This window comes from Paenibacillus sp. VCA1 (assembly GCF_031583795.1).
Lineage (GTDB): Bacteria > Bacillota > Bacilli > Paenibacillales > Paenibacillaceae > Paenibacillus_AQ > Paenibacillus_AQ albilobatus.
In genome coordinates this window covers 767,274-784,382 of sequence record NZ_JAVLSX010000001.1, presented here as the reverse complement: position 1 = coordinate 784,382, position 17,109 = coordinate 767,274, and the positions used below count along the sequence as shown (strand labels likewise).

Annotated in this window: 13 protein-coding genes, 1 rRNA gene and 1 riboswitch; of the genes, 2 read left to right on the top strand and 12 right to left on the bottom strand. The window is 53.5% G+C overall.

All coding sequences use genetic code 11. The features are described from left to right. The 6 genes from RJP21_RS03390 to RJP21_RS03365 form a co-directional block, all read right to left on the bottom strand. Positions 1-328: ribosomal RNA gene (locus RJP21_RS03390) — 16S ribosomal RNA — on the bottom strand; the annotation flags it as partial. A gap of 780 nt (positions 329-1,108) precedes the next feature. Next, positions 1,109-1,588 carry a peptide ABC transporter substrate-binding protein gene (locus RJP21_RS03385; RefSeq protein ID WP_310858100.1) on the bottom strand — a complete coding sequence of 160 codons (480 nt, stop codon included), beginning with the start codon at positions 1,586-1,588 and terminating at the stop codon, positions 1,109-1,111. A 165-nt stretch (positions 1,589-1,753) separates the two neighbouring features. Beyond that, on the bottom strand, positions 1,754-3,124 hold the full coding sequence (locus tag RJP21_RS03380) for an NCS2 family permease (protein WP_310858099.1): 1,371 nt from the start codon (positions 3,122-3,124) through the stop codon (positions 1,754-1,756). A gap of 156 nt (positions 3,125-3,280) precedes the next feature. Beyond that, positions 3,281-3,382: riboswitch (purine riboswitch) on the bottom strand. Between the two features lie 111 nt (positions 3,383-3,493). Continuing rightward, entirely contained in the window at positions 3,494-3,955 is a 462-nt protein-coding gene (locus RJP21_RS03375; RefSeq protein WP_310858098.1) for a RidA family protein, read from the bottom strand. A 74-nt stretch (positions 3,956-4,029) separates the two neighbouring features. After that, entirely contained in the window at positions 4,030-5,634 is a 1,605-nt protein-coding gene (locus RJP21_RS03370) for an N-acyl-D-amino-acid deacylase family protein (RefSeq protein WP_310858097.1), read from the bottom strand. Between the two features lie 17 nt (positions 5,635-5,651). Next, positions 5,652-6,755 carry an alanine racemase gene (locus RJP21_RS03365; protein WP_310858096.1) on the bottom strand — a complete coding sequence of 368 codons (1,104 nt, stop codon included), beginning with the start codon at positions 6,753-6,755 and terminating at the stop codon, positions 5,652-5,654. A gap of 214 nt (positions 6,756-6,969) precedes the next feature. Between RJP21_RS03365 and RJP21_RS03360 the strand changes: the two genes are divergently transcribed. Next, the gene (locus tag RJP21_RS03360; protein WP_310858095.1) at positions 6,970-7,242 is read left to right on the top strand and encodes a hypothetical protein; all 273 of its coding nucleotides are present in this window, start codon (positions 6,970-6,972) and stop codon (positions 7,240-7,242) included. 176 nt (positions 7,243-7,418) lie between these two features. On the opposite strand, the gene RJP21_RS03355 is transcribed toward RJP21_RS03360, so the two are convergent. The 6 genes from RJP21_RS03355 to RJP21_RS03330 all read right to left on the bottom strand — a co-directional run bounded on the left by RJP21_RS03355 (position 7,419) and on the right by RJP21_RS03330 (position 16,200). Continuing rightward, complete coding sequence (locus RJP21_RS03355; protein ID WP_310858094.1) at positions 7,419-8,456, bottom strand: YdcF family protein; 1,038 nt, start codon at positions 8,454-8,456, stop codon at positions 7,419-7,421. A gap of 242 nt (positions 8,457-8,698) precedes the next feature. Next, positions 8,699-10,237, bottom strand: coding sequence for a glutamine-hydrolyzing GMP synthase (gene guaA, locus RJP21_RS03350; RefSeq protein ID WP_160038604.1), 1,539 nt, complete (start codon positions 10,235-10,237; stop codon positions 8,699-8,701). A gap of 78 nt (positions 10,238-10,315) precedes the next feature. Further along, positions 10,316-12,520 (bottom strand): transglutaminase TgpA family protein, encoded by a 2,205-nt coding sequence (locus RJP21_RS03345; protein WP_310858093.1) that lies wholly within the window; start codon positions 12,518-12,520, stop codon positions 10,316-10,318. Continuing rightward, positions 12,521-13,834, bottom strand: a complete 1,314-nt coding sequence (locus RJP21_RS03340; protein WP_310858092.1) for a DUF58 domain-containing protein — start codon at positions 13,832-13,834, stop codon at positions 12,521-12,523. Next, positions 13,831-14,820: an AAA family ATPase gene (locus RJP21_RS03335; RefSeq protein ID WP_397386161.1), complete on the bottom strand. Its 990-nt coding sequence runs from the start codon at positions 14,818-14,820 to the stop codon at positions 13,831-13,833. Before RJP21_RS03335 ends, RJP21_RS03340 begins: the two co-directional genes overlap by 4 nt. Positions 14,821-14,949: 129 nt before the next feature. Further along, positions 14,950-16,200, bottom strand: coding sequence for a polysaccharide deacetylase family protein (locus RJP21_RS03330; protein WP_310858090.1), 1,251 nt, complete (start codon positions 16,198-16,200; stop codon positions 14,950-14,952). Between the two features lie 127 nt (positions 16,201-16,327). Between RJP21_RS03330 and RJP21_RS03325 the strand changes: the two genes are divergently transcribed. Beyond that, a complete protein-coding gene (locus RJP21_RS03325; RefSeq protein WP_160038612.1) occupies positions 16,328-16,984 on the top strand; it encodes a DedA family protein in 657 nt (218 codons plus the stop codon). The last annotated feature ends 125 nt before the right edge of the window (positions 16,985-17,109 follow it).

The following is a 17,109-nucleotide window of genomic DNA, read 5'->3' as shown; positions in this document are numbered from 1 at the left end:
CCAGTGTGGCCGTTCACCCTCTCAGGTCGGCTACGCATCGTCGCCTTGGTGAGCCGTTACCTCACCAACTAGCTAATGCGCCGCAGGCCCATCTGCAAGTGACAGATTGCTCCGTCTTTCATTACCGTTCCATGCGAAGCGATAAATTATCCGGTATTAGCTACCGTTTCCGGTAGTTATCCCAGTCTTGCAGGCAGGTTGCCTACGTGTTACTCACCCGTCCGCCGCTAACCAAGAGCGATCCGAAGATCGCCAAGGTCCGCCCGACTTGCATGTATTAGGCACGCCGCCAGCGTTCGTCCTGAGCCAGGATCAAACTCTCCAAGAAAGATGAATCATTCGTCGGCTTTGCAGCGACGGATGATTCATCGAAAGGTCGAACTTCGTTCGACCGACGATTGAAAATGGGTCAAACTCGGCTGAGTCGATCATTTTCAATCCATATCTTCGAAAGAGCTCTTAGCTCATTTTGAATCTGACGAGAAATAATTCTCAAGTTTGCTCGATTATCGATTCAGACGGTTGTCATGAACCCGACAATCTCGCGTTTCGGTTTCGTTGCCGAAACCTCATCGCTCCGCAAATCATTCAGTCAAAAGACTCGAACCGATTTGCTTCGCTGTCGACCTTGCAAGCAAGGTCTAATCTCACTCGTTGTTCAGTTTTCAAAGATCAAACATCATTCGTCATCGTCGAAGTTCTTATCAGCGACAACTTTTATATTATAACATGTCCGACTGTTTTATGCAAGCCTTTATTAAAACTTTTTTTGAAGCACTGCTTGCTTCGAATTCATGAACGTTGTTCACTCACATTTCGTAGTTCGCAACATCATGTTTTCTTGGCCAGAATTAGAATATACCACGTAGAGAAATATAATGCAACACTTTTTTCGAAAAAATTTAAAGTACTGTATTTACCCGATTATGCTTGCCCTGTATCAAGATCAGCAAGAGCGAACTCACGAGCTTCAATCATTTAAGACATACTTGCGATCCCCAGTATTTCTTTTTGGATCAGAACAGGTACTTTTAAATAAACACATTGCTATCCTTAGAGAAAAAACGCCCCAATGCTTCTTTAGTGCTCACATCCCCGTTAACTATATTTAACTAATCCAAGTGCCGTCTGCTTTTGAAACTTGCCATTTCCCGTTTTTGTATTCAATAATCACTTTCGTTCCAATTGCTCCATCACCAGCTCTATATTTGGATCCTTCGATAACCATTTTATTGTTTGAAATTTCAGTCTTTTCGACACGCAACAATACGCCATTAAGCACCATGGTTTTAGGGTCATATAATCCCTTCTCTTTAAGTTGCTCATAAGTCGCTTCCATTACATCAACATTGTATTTCTCAAAATACTTTAGAATTTGTTTCTTGTCTGTTTCATCAATATCATTCAAATTGCTCATGTCTATTGCAATATACTTCATACCTCCATTTAAGCCTTCATCAATCGGCATGTATGCATCTAGTGCTAAACTATACAATTCCCCCATATCTTTTGAGGGATTGGCGTTTGAACATGCAGTTGTTAACGCGCAAAGTAAGACCAACCCGAGAAACAGCTTTTTAACCCTCATTTTCATCCCTCCCTTGCTTCATTAGACGGAATACATCCTATAAATGTTTCCAGCCATCATACGAAGGAGGATAGGAAACAGCGCTCTCTCAGATAAACCTACGCAAAACAAAAAGGCGCTCTCCACACAAAGGAAAGCGACCCTTTTTCTTCTATTATATATGTTTTATTCCGTCCCCAAGAACACAAAGCGGATAATAACGATAACCGCAAGCACCCACATCAACCAATGGATTTTCGCTTTGCGCTTCATAACGACGTTGGCGAAGACCGCCAAAATGACGTAGGACAAAATCCCTGCCGAAATACCGTTGGCGATCCCGCCCGTGAAAGGCATCAGGATGATGGTCAGGAACGCAGGGAATGCTTCGAAGAAGTCGTCCCATTCGATGTTGCGGACCTGGCTCATCATGAGCACGCCTACGACGATCAATGCCGGCGCCGTTGCCGCCGACGGTACCACCAGGGCAAGCGGAGCGATAAACAAGGACAAAATGAACAGCACACCGGTCGTTACGGCCGTCAGGCCCGTACGCCCGCCCGCTTCTACGCCTGCGGTGCTTTCCACGAAAGCCGTAACCGTACTTGTGCCCAAAACAGCGCCTGCGCTGACGCCGACAGCGTCGACCAGCATCGCTTTTCCGATCGTTTTTTCGCCTTTTTCCTTGTTTTTCATCAGTCCGGCGCGAGTGGCCGTTCCCACCAACGTTCCGAACGTATCAAACAATTCGACAAACGTGAAGATAAATACGATATCAAATAAACCGATATGAAGAGCGCCTTTAAGATCCAACTGGCCGACGGCCAGGTTCGTAAAGGAAGGAATCCAATTCGCGTGCGCCAAACCGCTCAGGTCCGTTACACCCATCGGAATGCCGATCAACGTCGTAACCACGATTCCGATGAGCAGCGCCCCTTTTACGCGCAGTACCATCAGAACAGCGATGAACAGAAGCCCGATCAAAGCAAGAAGAGCGTCTTTATGCGTAAAGAAATCGCTAAGCATCAGATTGAAGTTCGCACCGCCAACCGGTTTGGTGGCATCCGTGCCCGCATTAACCGAAATGGAGATCAAATTGCTCAGTTTGAAGCCGACAATGGCGATAAACAAACCGATCCCGACGGTAATCGCGCTTTTCAGGTTTTGCGGCACGGCCGTCATCAGCATTTGCCGAACTTTGGTCACGGTCAAAATGATGAATACAATACCCGAAATAAATACGGCTCCAAGAGCGGCCTGCCATGTAATCGCCCCGTTCGAGCTGAGGACTACCGTCATGAAATAAGCGTTTAGCCCCATGCCCGGCGCCAAGGCGATCGGAATGTTGACGAACAAACCCATCACGATCGTAACAAGTCCCGCGCCTACCGCCGTTGCGAAAAAGACTCCCTCATTCGGGATGCCGGCTCCGCCTTCGCCCAAAAACAGACCGTTGACGAAAAGGATGTACGCCATGGCCATAAAGGTGGTGAGGCCGGCAATGATCTCTGTTCTTACGTTGGTTCCGTGTTCCTTTAACTTAAAGAAACGCTCCATTTTTACAGAATCCCCCTTAGAAAATGTGTCAGGACGACAAAAAAGCCCGCAGACCGTCATGGATCCGCAGGCATTATGCAAAAGGAAGAAAACGCCGGAATGCATGTCCTGACAAACAGCCTTAAAAATAAGGTTTGCCAAGCGCAGGCATGTTATCCGCGTCTCTTCTTTTTTCGTAGCGCCAGATCATTACGGTGATCTCGTAGAGACTCCCGGGCCAATTCCCGGGATTATACGAAAAATGATGATGTATTGTCGTTTCTTACACCATTTATTCTAGGGAGACGCGCGAAAATTGTCAATATAAAAAAACGAATATTACAGCAGTTCAAACTAATTATCGTTCGGAATTAACAAATTTTATTAAATTTATTCGATCTCGACGATCAATTCGATTTCTACCGGCGTATTAAAAGGCAGCTCATTCGCGGAAATCGCGGAACGGGCATGTTTGCCTTTTTCCCCGAACACTTCGACCAAAAGCTCGGACGCTCCGTTAATGACATACGGCTGCTCGACGAAACCGTCGGCGGAATTGACGAAAGCTAGCATCTTGACGACCTGCTTCACCCGGTCCAAATCGCCCAAATGCTCCTTCAGCACGGAAATCAGGTTGATCATAACTTGGCGAGCGGCATCATACCCCTGTTCGACGGTCAGGTCGCTGCCCACTTTGCCCGTATATTTCAGCTTGCCGTTGACGCGGCAGTCATTGCCGGAAGTGTAGACGAGATTGCTGACGGTTTTGGCCGGTACGTATTCCGCGACCGGAGTCGGCACCTTTTCAAGGACGATCCCTTTTTCTTCAAGAATTTTTTCGATTTTTGCCATGATGGTCATCTCCTTTAAAATTTAGCATGTTCAATATCCAACAAATATCGTCCATAACCATATCATATCCCGAATCAATGCCTGCAGCAGTGCTGCACGGGGATAAATACGCCGGGGCGTTCATGCGTGTGGCGCCGTTGGTCCATCGTTTTGCGGCCGTTGACGAGCACAGCGGAAATCCCTTCGGGATGCCGGATCGGGTCCTGGTAAGTGGCGGTGTCGGCTATTTTATCCGGATCAAAAATGACGATGTCCGCGGCATACCCCGGAACGAGCAGCCCTCTTTTGCCAAGTTTAAACCGCTGGGCCGGGAACGAAGTCACTTTGCGTACGGCCTGTTCCAGTGTAAGTATTTTGTTCTGACGGACATACTCCGCGAACAGTCTCGGGAAGGTGCCGTAGGAACGGGGATGCGGTTTGCCGGTGACGCAGCCCAGGCTGTCCGACGCCACCAGCGAATAGTCGTAGCGAATGACCTCCCGCACATCATCCTCGGACATATGGAAATATACGATGGATACCTGTCCGTTTTCCCTGAGCAAAAGCTCCAATGCGGCATCCTCCGGATCCATGCCCCACAGCTCGGCGATCTCCATCATATGCTTCCCTTCGAGCAGCTTGCCCGCCGCCGACGGCACGGAGGATACGAAAACGCTCTGCCAGCCGGTCGAGCACACGAGATTATCCCAGGTGGTCTGCTCTTCCCGCAGCTCCTGTTTGATTTTGGCCCGAACGGACGGGTCGGCGATCCGCCCCAGTGTAGCCTCGATTCCGCCTTCCAACACCCATGGAGGGAGCACCGTCGTGAGCGTGGTAGAGCCCGCGGAATATGGATACACGTCGCAGGTGACGTCCATCCCCCGGCTTCTCGCCTCGTCGATCAGCGCCATCGCCGCACCGGTTTGACCCCAATTGATCCGGCCAGCCGCTTTCAGATGGCTGATGTGGAGCGAAACGCCGCTTTGCTCCGCAATCCAGATCACTTCCCGGACGGATGCCAGCAGGTTATTGCCTTCGCCGCGGATATGAGTGGAAAACAAACCGCCGTAAGCGGCAACGACCCTGCATAACTCGGCCAGCTCTTCTTTTGGCGTGTAGCTTCCCGGAGCATAAAGCAAACCGATGGACAGTCCGATCGCTCCTGCTTTCAGGCCGTTTTCAAGCAGCTGTTTCATCCGGTCGAGCTCGTCCTTGGTGGCCGGGCGGTTCTCGAAACCCATGACTGAAATCCGTAGAGCGCCATGCGCTACATAGGTCGAGACGTTTTCCGACGCGGGAGATTTCGCCAGATGCTGCAGGTATTCCTCGATGCTTTCCCATGGCCACGGCCAATCGGTACGCCCGATGACGGGTTCGATGTAGCTTTTCAGTTCGGCGGCTCTGTCTTTTACATATGGCGCGGGCGCCAAGCCGCAGTTGCCGACGACTTCCGTCGTCACGCCCTGCTGCATTTTGAATTCGCCGTCAGGCTGATCGAGTACGAGCAGGTCGGAATGGCAGTGCCCGTCGATGAAACCCGGGGCGACCACCTGTCCCTGGGCGTCGATCCGCTCCAAAGCTTCGGCATCGGCTCTGCCGACATGCGTAATGTTCCCGTCCTTGATGCCAATCTGTCCAAAATACCACGGATTGCCGCTGCCGTCCACGATTCTTCCGTTTTCAATGACGATATCGAGCATCTTGTCTCCCCGCTTTCTTAAGCCAGTTTGCCTCTTGCCAATACCGGTACGGCGCGAATCGCGCCATCCTTGCATACGTACACTTCATTATGCAGATTGATCGTCGGACAAATATGATTCGGAACGATTTCGAGGAAGTCTCCGACATTCAAACCGTGTGGCCCCTGGGTGCGGATCATGCCATGCTCTTCGTTCATCTTTTCGAACACGGCGTCCGGATGGCCGACGATTTCGCCAAAACCTTTCAAATGAAGCGGATGCTGCCCCGGCTGGACATCGGTCGCGAAGGTTTTGCTGCCCCCGTCAACGACGAGCCGGTCCTCGGAGGGAACGCTTACAACCGTAACAAGCACTTTCGCGGCCCAATCCTCTTTCGTGCAGGCACCCATCACGGCAAGCATCCGGTCGTAAAAAATATAAGTGCCCGGCCGAATTTCGGTAACGCCTTCCACGGTGGCAGCAAAAGGAGCGGTTGGCGTCGACCCGACGCTGACGTCGCGGATGGCGATGCCGGCAGCGCGCAGCTTTTCGGCCGTTTCGACCATGATGCGTCCTTCTTCCTGCCCTGCAGCTTCGAGGTCCAGCGTCCCTGCCCCTTCAAACACGGCGCCTTTAAACGTAAAAATGCCGCTCAGGTCCAGTCCCGGCAATGCGGCAATCCGCTTGGCCAGCTCCACCGCTTTGTCCGGACGCACTCCCGTGCGAGCCAGCCCCGTGTCAATTTCAAGCCTGACCGGCAAGGTCATTCCGGCTTGGGCGGCTTCCTTGGAAAGGCGACTTGCGCCTTCGGCGCTTTCGACGCCGACGATGACGCGAATTTTTTCGGCCAGCGCGATGATCCGCCGGATTTTGGAAGGCGACACGACCGGATAGGCGAGAAAAATGTCGTCGATCCCGTGTTCGGCCATGATCTCCGCTTCGCTCACTTTGGCCGCCGTAATGCCGGAGGCTCCGTGGGCAAGCTGGTTTAAGGCAAACTCGGGAATTTTGTGGGTCTTGATATGCGGACGGAGCTTAACCCCGTTCTGGGCAGCGATGTCAGCCATGCGCTCGATGTTCCGCTGCAAGACATGTTCGTCGATCAGGATACAGGGCGTTTCCAGCGATTCCTTGGTAAGCATGCCTTTACTTCTCCCCTCTCGCGTGCATCGTTATTTTGAAAAATCCTCATAAACCCATTATATAGGATAAACACAACGCAGGAAGGAATGAAATAATAAAAATCAACAAAATCGGATGGATTCCCGCAGATTTTTGCAAGAAGAAAGAGGATAGGAACCTGGCGCAGCGGGGACATTACTCCTGAAACTCCTTCAGAAAGGCAGGTGTCGAATCATGAGCCCACACCGTTCCGAACCGGAATACAGCGACTTTTCCAACGTCGAGTCCCAACGTAACGACCTGATCGCCGAGGAGTTTCCGGAAGGGCCGTACGGTTCAAGCCTGGAGGCGGAATCGATCGGCAAAAGCGCCCCGTGGGGAAAAGGCCAAAACGGACCTCGCCCCTACGGCTACGAAAACCTCCAGCTCCACGAAGGTTCGGGCCGCGATTATCCGGCCGAGGACTTGATGACGGACGAGCAAAACGAACGCGGAGACGGCGAGTAACCGGCGGGCGATAAAAACAGACCGGCCGCATGCCTCAGTGATGCGCTCCCTTAAGGCAGGCAGGACAAACATAAGTCCAGCTGCCTTGAGGGAGCCTTGTCATGTAAAGCCTCGTGCGGCAGAAACGCCAAAAAGAAAAAGCCATTCGCCGTTAACGATGAATGACTTCTAACCGATTATCCAATGAACAAGTAAATAAGAGTGACGAGGAGCGAACCCCCGAAAATGCTCCCCACCACAAGGGTATGACGTTTCCGCTGCATGACGACGATGGCTATGTATTCGCGAATCATGGCATTGGGCCAGTAATAGAACGTCGTTTTCGAACCGATTCCCTGACTCTTCAAACCGACCTTTTTCGCGTACAGGCTGGCTCTGAACAGGTGGAAATTGTTCGTCGTAAAAATGCTGTTATATTCGCGTCCCTTTAACGACTCCATGATTCGTTTCGAAAAAAGCATATTCTGGTATGTATTTACGGATTCGGTTTCCGTTATGGTGTGCTCCAAAGGAATTCCGCGCTCCAGCGCAAATTTTTGCATCGCTTCCGCCTCTGAAATGTTCTCATCCGAGCCTTTTCCGCCTGAAAAAATGATCGTTGGCGGAAAAGCCGCCGCCGCTTGCTTCCGGTAAAACTCAATGGCTTTTTGAATTCTGCTGGCCAAAAGCGGCGGTACCTTGTCGTTAATCAATCCACTGCCAAGAACGATAATAAAATCCTGATTATATTTAGGTCTGTTAAATTGATACAGCAAATACGCGGTCAAAAAATTGGTTAGGTGCAAAAAGAAATACACCACAATGAGGGTCACTCCGGCGTATAAAGGTTTAAAGTGAATGGACAGAAAACGCTCCGGGTTGATGATTTGGATCAACGACAACACGAGAAGGGCAATCCCTAAGATCAGCGTCAGGCAGTTGGAAAATTTCCGGCCTTCTTTTTTCAGCAAAATTTTTGCGTTTAAAAAAAGTCCGATACTTAAAGCCAATAAACCGAACGAAGAGATCATAAATACGAAAACGAGTGCAACGAAGGCAAAGATCCCGAAAATCAAGAGATTCGACTGATACCCTAAATAACCGCAAAAAAGAAGAAGCGAACAAAAAAACACGTTAAACAAAAAACCGTTTAAAATTCGTCTCGGATCCGTCAAATAAAAGGCCAGGAACACAATGAATAACGCAAGAGAAATAAGTCCAAGGGCTGCAAGCATGTAAATTAAACCTCAATTTTTATAAATTTATTTTAATATGTAAAATATATCTTAACCCTTTCAGAGCGAAAAAAACGAATAAACCTGAACGATAAAAAAACTCCCTTTTATTTGCCAAAAAAGCAGATAAAAGAGAGTTGTTGTTTCAGATGATCGCTCGCAGGTAAACAAACTGCTGCACCGTAATGCCATCCCCCTTACTCGTAAAAGGAAGACTAGCATCTAACATGCATTTACCATTCCTACTCCCATTCGATCGTTGCTGGCGGCTTGGAGGTAATGTCGTACACGACGCGGTTGACGTTCTCCACCTCGTTCACGATGCGCACCGAGATTTTCTCGAGCACGTCCCAAGGAATGCGCGCCCAGTCGGCGGTCATGCCGTCGATGGACGTCACGGCGCGGATGCCGACGGTGTAGGAGTACGTACGCGCATCGCCCATGACTCCAACGCTCTTCATGTTCGGCAATGCCGTGAAGTACTGCCAAATTTCGCGGTCCAGCCCGGCTTTGGCGATTTCTTCGCGCAAAATGTAGTCGGAATCGCGCACGATCGTAAGCTTTTCTTCGGTCACTTCGCCGAGGACACGGATGGCAAGTCCAGGACCCGGGAACGGCTGGCGCCATACGATGGCTTCCGGCAGGCCGCATTCCAAGCCGACTTTGCGCACTTCGTCCTTGAACAAGGTTTTCAGCGGTTCGATCAGCTTGAACTTCATGTCTTCAGGCAAGCCGCCGACATTGTGGTGCGATTTGATCGTTTGCGCCGTTGCCGTGCCGCTTTCGACGATATCCGTGTACAACGTGCCTTGAGCAAGGAAATCGAAGTCGTCGAATTTCGCGGATTCTTCGTCGAAGACGTAAATGAACTCGTTGCCGATGATTTTACGTTTTTTCTCCGGATCGTCTACGCCGGCCAATTTGCCGAGGAAACGGTCGCGGGCGTCGATTTTGACGACCTTCATATCGAATTTGCCGACAAAGGTTTCCATGACGCTTTCAGCCTCGCCTTTGCGCAGCAAGCCGTGATCGATGAACATGCAGGTCAGCTGATCGCCGATCGCTTTGTGGACGAGCATGGCCACGACGGAAGAATCCACGCCGCCGCTGAGCGCGCACAGCACTTTACGGTCGCCGACCTGTTCGCGGATATCGCGCACCGCGTCTTCGATGAAGGTTTCCATGCTCCAGTTGCCCTCGCAATGGCACACTTCGTACAGGAAGTTGCGGATCATTTCGTTGCCGTTCACGGAGTGGCGTACTTCCGGATGGAACTGAACCGCGTAAAGCTGCTTGTCCAGGTTGGTCATGGCCGCAATCGGCGCCGATTCCGTGCCAGCATCCAGCTTGAAGCCTTCAGGCAGCTCGACGACATGGTCCCCGTGGCTCATCCAAACGGTTTGTTTAGCATCCAGACCTTTGATCAAAGTCGTGCCCGGATTAAATTCCAGATCCGCTTTGCCGTATTCGCGCTTGGCCGCGCGTTCCACTTTGCCGTTCAACTGGTGGGCCATCAGCTGCATGCCGTAGCAAATGCCGAAGATCGGCACGCCCAGGTCATAAATCGCCGGATCCACATGGGGTGCGTCCTCCGCATATACGCTCATCGGTCCGCCGGAAAATACGATTCCTTTCGGAGAAAGCTCGCGTATTTTTTCGATCGGCGTATTGTAAGGCAGCAGTTCGCTGTATACCCCCAGATCGCGAATGCGTCGTGCAATGAGTTGATTGTATTGTCCACCGAAGTCCAAAACAACGATGATTTCATTTGGTTTATTCATTAACGTGCCTCCCTCAATTGTTGAAATTAATTATACGCAACGACAATTCATACCGTCAAGGAAGCCGGGGCGTCAAGCTTATGCCACTTTTTTGGAGATCCGGAAACAGCGGCGTAAAAAGGCGACGCATCTGCTCCGTTTCATCGGACCTTCGTCATAAGCTATCATTTCCCAATCGGCGGCAAAATCGTACAGCATTTTGCGTATTTCTTCTTTTTCAACCGGGAGGGACCGGATATATTCCCGTGCCGTGCATCCGGCCGGAGCGGCGCCAAAACGGCGAGTTAGAGCTTTCCAGACCGGGTTCGCGCTCTTTAGAAGCTCGTTGCGACCGGGAAAATGCCGGCGGGTGACGTACAGCTGAAGCCATAAAGGCAAGAGCCCGAGCCAAGGAAGCAGCCCAAGGATCGCTAGCGCAAGAGCGCCCGTCAAAACCGTTCCGATGGCAAAAGCAAGCTTATGCTCCAACACGAGCTGAAGCGTCAAACGGAAGCCTAAAAGGGCGTATCCCGCCACGTTTTTCAGAAAATCGCCGCCTGTGGCAGCCGCATGAAAGGACGAAGCCGGCTTGGTGGAACCGCCCGTCAGGGCGATGCCGGGAGTCGGATCAAACGGAATCCAGCCGGATTCCGGAAAATAGACTTCCACCCAGGCATGCGCGTCGCCTTCGGTAATCAGGTACGTCCCGCTTTTACCCGCCTCCTGTTTTCCCGGAGCAAAACCTTTCACGTACCGCGCGGGGATGCCTTCGCTGCGCAAAAGCACGGCCATTGCGGTAGAAAAATGGTTGCAATACCCGGCATGGGTCGCGAACAGGAAATCATCGACGAAGTCCTTGCCCGCTGGAGGTACTTTGGTGTCGAGCGAGTAGCTCTCATGCTCCTTCAAGTAAATTAGTACGGCGTAAACCCGGTCGTAGCGGTTCCCGGCGCCCTTCGTAATTTCGGCGGCCAAATCCTTCACCCGCTGCGGAAGCTCCTCGGGAAGCTGCAAATAACGTTCCCGCACATGGAGCGGATCCGCTCCCGACTCTTGCTTCAGCCGTTCCGGGTTCGGATCCGGAACCGCGACCTTCACGGTATAACCTTCGATTTGCGGCTGCCCCCCGTCAAGCATCACTCTGACGGTGCCTGCATCGACGTTTCTTTCGATTGCGGCAGGCAAAGCGGCCCCGTCCGGAGACAGCTGCATGTCGACGATTTCCGCGACGCGGCCACCGCCGAACAGCGGGAAGCTTTGGCGAAGCGGCTGTTCGAACGTAATCTTTTGCGTAATCGTCCGTTGTTCCGGAGCAAGCTTGTCCGTTTGTTCCGGGATCGTGCCGGGGGCATAACCGGTTTTGACGTCCGACTGGACTTCCGACCATTTCCTTCCATTATATTCGCTGAAGGTTTCGCCCCGCCAATACGTCGGGAACGGGGTTTGGGCCGTGAAATAGACCCGGCTGCTTTGCTGCAGCGGAAGCCCCATCTCTTCTTCTTCGCCGGATAAATTGTAGCCCGTGACAGCCGCCGCTTCCCCGGCCCCGTATCCGGTTTTTACCCAGTTGGCCAGACGATCCGCGGCTTGCTGCAGCGAGAACGCTGCCGCAGCCTTCGGCTGCGCCAAGCTTCCGGCCAACCAGCTTACGGCCACGACGAAAAGAACGACAGCGGCAAGCGACAGGCCCCACCTGCCGTACTCCGGCTTCGGAATACGGAAAACGGGCCCGCTTTCCCGGAGCCTGGAGAGATGGACCATACCCTGCAGCAAAAGCACAAGCGCGCTGGTCTTGATGATATCGCCATAGACGGACAGGCTAAGCAGCGTCTCGAGGCAAAAAAGGTAAAGCAGCGTAGCGCCGGCGAACAGCAGGACGCTGCTGCGCAGCAGCGCCAGCGATTGAACCGAATAAACAAGCAGCGCCCAGCCGATCATGAGCACCAGCATGCGCGCGTCCTGGCTCAGCGCCCCAAAACTGCCGGTCGATGCCAGCAGCTCCACGTCTTGACGCAGCAGCGAAAGGGACGACACCGGATCGAAGGGCTCCCCGCTTCTGGCGATGACGACCGCCCAAAATGCGAGCGTACAAAATAGATAAAGGGGCCCCAACAGCGGCAGCCGGAGGCAAAAAGCGCCAAGCAGCAAAAGCGCCCCGGTGAACACATACATAACCCCGAACCATTCGCGGCTGACGGACAGCACATCGAGCGGCTGCAGCGGCATAAGCCATTCGAGGAACAGGCCCATCAGGAGCGCCGAGATCCCCAGCCGGAACCATAACGGATCTTTCCCGTTGTCCATCTACACCGCCCCCTCTCCGGAACGAAGCGGACCAATCGGGCCCATCCTCGATACCCTGTAGGGATCGACGGCATAGATGCCCGCTCCCATCCGGGAAAGACGGATCGCAGCCGCAAAAGCCGAATTTGTTCCTGCATGCTTCTCCCGCTTGCCGCCAAGCTCCCCGGTCCCCGCATTCAAGGCCGTGCAATACACGTCGACCAACACGCCGCGGGCAAGCAGCCGGGCCGCAGCCTCGGACAACGATTCGTTCAACCCGCCCGTAATGACGATAACCCGCGTGCCGGATTTCGCATGCTTCAGGTTTTCCTCCAGCATCGACGCAGCGGACGGGCCTTCGGATAAAGCAAGCGGAGCTAGTGCCGCCAGCATGGCGGAATAACCCGCGCATTCACCCGGGAGCCGATCCTTTGCGGATGCGGCGGAATTCGCGGCATCATCCATGCCCCGGTTCGACGACCCGCAGATCAGCTTGCTTTCGGCCCCGTAACGCATCATCTCGGTCAACATGCCTGCGGCGGCCGATACGGCGCGTTCAAAAGCGGGCTTGGCCTGCTGCCGGCGCTGCTCTTCCGTTCCCTCCGGCGGGGAATAGCCGTCATACGAGCGGTCAAGGACGATCATGCAAAACGGGTCGCGTTCCTCCTCAGGCAAAAAGGAGTGAAGGCTGCCGCGTTTGGCAAAGCTCTTCCAATGAATCCGGCTCGAAGGATCGGTCGGAAGATACGGCCTGACCTCGGGCCCTTTGACCCCCTGCCTGCGTTCCGCCGTTAAAGCCGGCTGCGCCGTCCCGTCGGCAACCGCAGAGGGCGATCCGGCACCCAATGCAGGCAGCGGCTTGGGCAACACCAACAGGCGCCCTTCCGCCTTTTGCGCCCGCTCCCCTTTAAACCAGCCAAAGAGCCCGCCCCATTCCAGCAGGCAGGCATCGAAGGAATACACGCCGCGCGGCAGACTGCGCAGCTCACAGCTGTATGCCAGCCGGCGCCGGAATCCCGGAAATAAAATCTGCCGGCTGCTGCCGCCCGTGTAATAGTCCTCGACGGCTAACCACGGAACGGGAAGCAGGGAACGAAACCGGATCTCAACCTGCAGCATTGCGGTTTCACCCGCCGTAATGACAGGATCGGACAGGCGGCGTTCGATGATGATCTTTCGCGGCCCAAGCCATTGCAGCAGCATGCCGGAGAACAGGATCCAGACCGCCAGGAGCACCAAATAAAGCGTCGACGCCCCCCCGTGCCAGTGGTGCAGCGCGCCCAGGGCACCAACCACGCAACCCCCCGCCAACCACTCTTTAAGCCGCCTCTTCATGATGTCGCTCCTTTGCGGGGAGCCACGGGGATCGTCAGGCGCGATAACAGCTCCCGGACCACATCCTCGCTTGGCGTCCCGGCGAGCAGCGCCTCATGGCTGAGCACGAGCCTGTGCGCGAGCACGGGCTCGGCCACAAGCTTCACGTCGTCCGGGATGACGTAGGACCGTCCGGCCATATAAGCGGCGGCCTGCGAAGCCTGCATCCATGCCAGAGTTCCGCGCGGGCTGATGCCGAGCTGAAGCTTCGCATGGCTTCTTGACGCGACCGCCGTCTGAACCAGCATCAGCTTGATCGCATCGTCCACGAACACGTTTTTGACTTCGCGCTGCATGTTTGCCATCTCCTCGGCCAGCATGACCGGTTTGATCCGCTCCAGCGGATCCGCCCCCGCCATGCGCGACAAAAGCTCGACCTCCTGGTCCGGATCGGGATATCCAAGCTGAATCCGCATCAGAAAACGGTCGAGCTGCGCTTCGGGAAGGCGGTAGGTGCCTTCGAACTGCAGCGGGTTTTGGGTCGCCAGCAGCAAAAACGGGCGCGGCAGCGGATGCGTATGGCCGTCCACCGTAACCTTGCGTTCCTCCATCGCTTCGAGCAGCGCCGACTGCGTTCTCGGCGAAGCCCTGTTCAGTTCGTCGGCCAGCACCAGATTGTTCATGATCGGGCCCGGACGGAATTCGAACGTCCCGCTTTGCTGGCGGTATACCGACGTTCCGGTCACGTCCGCCGGCATCAGGTCGTAAGTGAACTGGATTCGGCCGAAACTCGCGCCGAGACAGGCGGCCAGCGTGCGGACCAGCATCGTTTTCCCCACGCCGGGAATGTCCTCAAGCAAAATATGTCCACCGCAAAGCATGGACATCAGCGTCAGCCGGATTTGGGCCTCTTTTCCGACAATGACGGAACCGACGCGGTAAATGACCCTTTCGAGCAGTTCGGGAGCAAAATCTTGATTCGGCAAGGAAGAAGCAGACAATTTCAAAACCTCCGATTCATTGTGGAGTGAATCCCTTAACGGAATCTATGAATATAGCTTTTCCACAATGGAAAGGAAGTAGACATCGGGACCTGTCAAAAAATCCAGTGAAAGGGCGCTGCCCTCAACAGGCATTTACATTACTTTGATTCGACGCTCCTCGCCGGTTTCGGAAGCCGTCACGCGTTTATACCCGGCATTCGCGAACAAATCGCGAACCGGAACCCAGACGGCATCGTTGATCATTCGAACGGAGGTCGAAACGGAAGATACGTTTTTCCCGGCTTCGGTAATCGTCAGCAGTCCGGTGCGGATCTGGAAATGCAGCGCGGTAACCGATTCCGCCGACAACGTCACCTTCGCCGTCTGCGTTTTGGCCTCCCAAACGGCGGTTCCGCCAAGCCTTTCGGCTACGGCCCGGGCCGGAACGAGATAATGGCCGTCCTCATACAGGTATTCCCCGGGATTTAATGTCGTTTCCATCGGTCCGACTTCCAGACGCAGCGGTTTGCCGCCGGCGAACAAAGCGCTATTCCCGGCCACATGGGACTGCACCCATGCCTCGCTTGGCGCGCCGCGCTGAAGTTTTCTGGCCTTGTCGTTCACTTTGAACTGCACGGGATCTTCATCCGGAGACAACACGCCGAATTGATAACCTTTGTTTTTGTAATACGCGATGATTTGCGGCAGCGCCTTGACGCTTTCGTCATGGCCGCCGCCGTCATGCATCAGCAGCACGACCCGGTCCGATTTGACCGGCGTTTCGGCGCCCTTGACGATTTCGGCCGCGGGCACTCCCCGCCGCTTCGAATCGCCGCTGTCCACGTTCCAGTCGGTCACGACGTATCCGCCCAGCTTCATCAGGCGAAAATAGGTATCATCGAAATGCCCGGCCGTGCCGCCGGGTGCCCTGACCAATTGAGGCCGGACGCCCGTAATGCCGTAGACCTCCGCCTCGGTCCGTTTGATTTGGCTCCAGAAGGCAGGAAATCCGCTATAAAGTTCGGTATAATTATGATCATAGGAATGATTGCCTATGGCATGCCCCTCGTCGTATATGCGCTGCAGCAGCTCGGGATACCGTTTGACCTGCTCGCCCAGCACAAAAAACGTGGCGCGGATATTATTTTTTTTCAAAATATCGAGAACTTTGCCGGTTAATGCGCTAGGTCCGTCGTCAAACGTAAGGAAGACTGTTTTTCCGGCTGAAGTCGGCGTTTTCGGTTTCGGGGATGAAGTTGTGGATGCATACGCCGGCGCCGTCTCCCTCAGCGCCACGGCATGGACCGATGCCTCCTTGGTGAAAGGCTGTTGCAGCAGATCGTACCGGAACGGAAACGCAAAGAGCATTAGTAGCAGCAAAGCCATCATGAATCGTTTTACCATTGGGAAAACCTCCACTATTTCTATGAATTCCGCTTTCTGGTAGATTATATGGTGGGAGGTTCGAAAATAGACTTTACGGATCAGTCTTTTGCAAGAACATCTTTGGATCTGGTTTGGAGTGAGAATGTTGGAACTGCTGAAATGGATACAGCTGTTGTTTGGGGATTACGGTTATCTTGTTCTGTTTTTGGGACTGGTTCTGGAGTTTATCGCGCTTCCTTTTCCGGGTGAGACCACGATGGCCTATGCCGGCTATCTATCTTACGCGGGAAAATTGCATTTCGGCTGGCTGCTCGTGCTCGCGTTCCTCGGGACGACCATCGGCATGACCATCACGTATTTCATCGGCCTTAAGGCCGGCCTTCCTTTCATTCAACGGTACGGCAAATGGGTCTTGCTCTCCGAAAGCAAAATCGATCATGTGCAAAAATGGTTCAACAAGTACGGGCAAAGCTTGATTTTCATCGGCTATTTCATCCCGGGCGTCCGCCATTTCACCGGATATTTCGCCGGGATCATCGCCGTTCCCTTCAGGAAATTCGCCTTGTATGCGTACAGCGGGGCGTTGTTTTGGGTGGTGCTGTTCATCAGCGTGGGCAAGCTGTTTGGTCCTCAATGGAACCTGGCCTTTCATATGGTCGAAAAATATTCCATTTGGGTCGTGGCGGCCATCGTCCTGATCGTAATCGCCCTTCTTGTTCTCCGGTACCGCAAGCCGCTTTCCGCATTGATGAACCGGTTGATCCGCAAAAACAAGACGAAGACGGTATCGAAAACGCGCTAAGCAAACGAAGGTGCCCCACGAAACGCAGGGGCGTCCATAACAAAAATAAAAGGGTATCCCAAAAAGGTATGAAAACCTTCAGGGATACCCCTTTTTTATAATATCCGAAAGGATAAACTACAGAG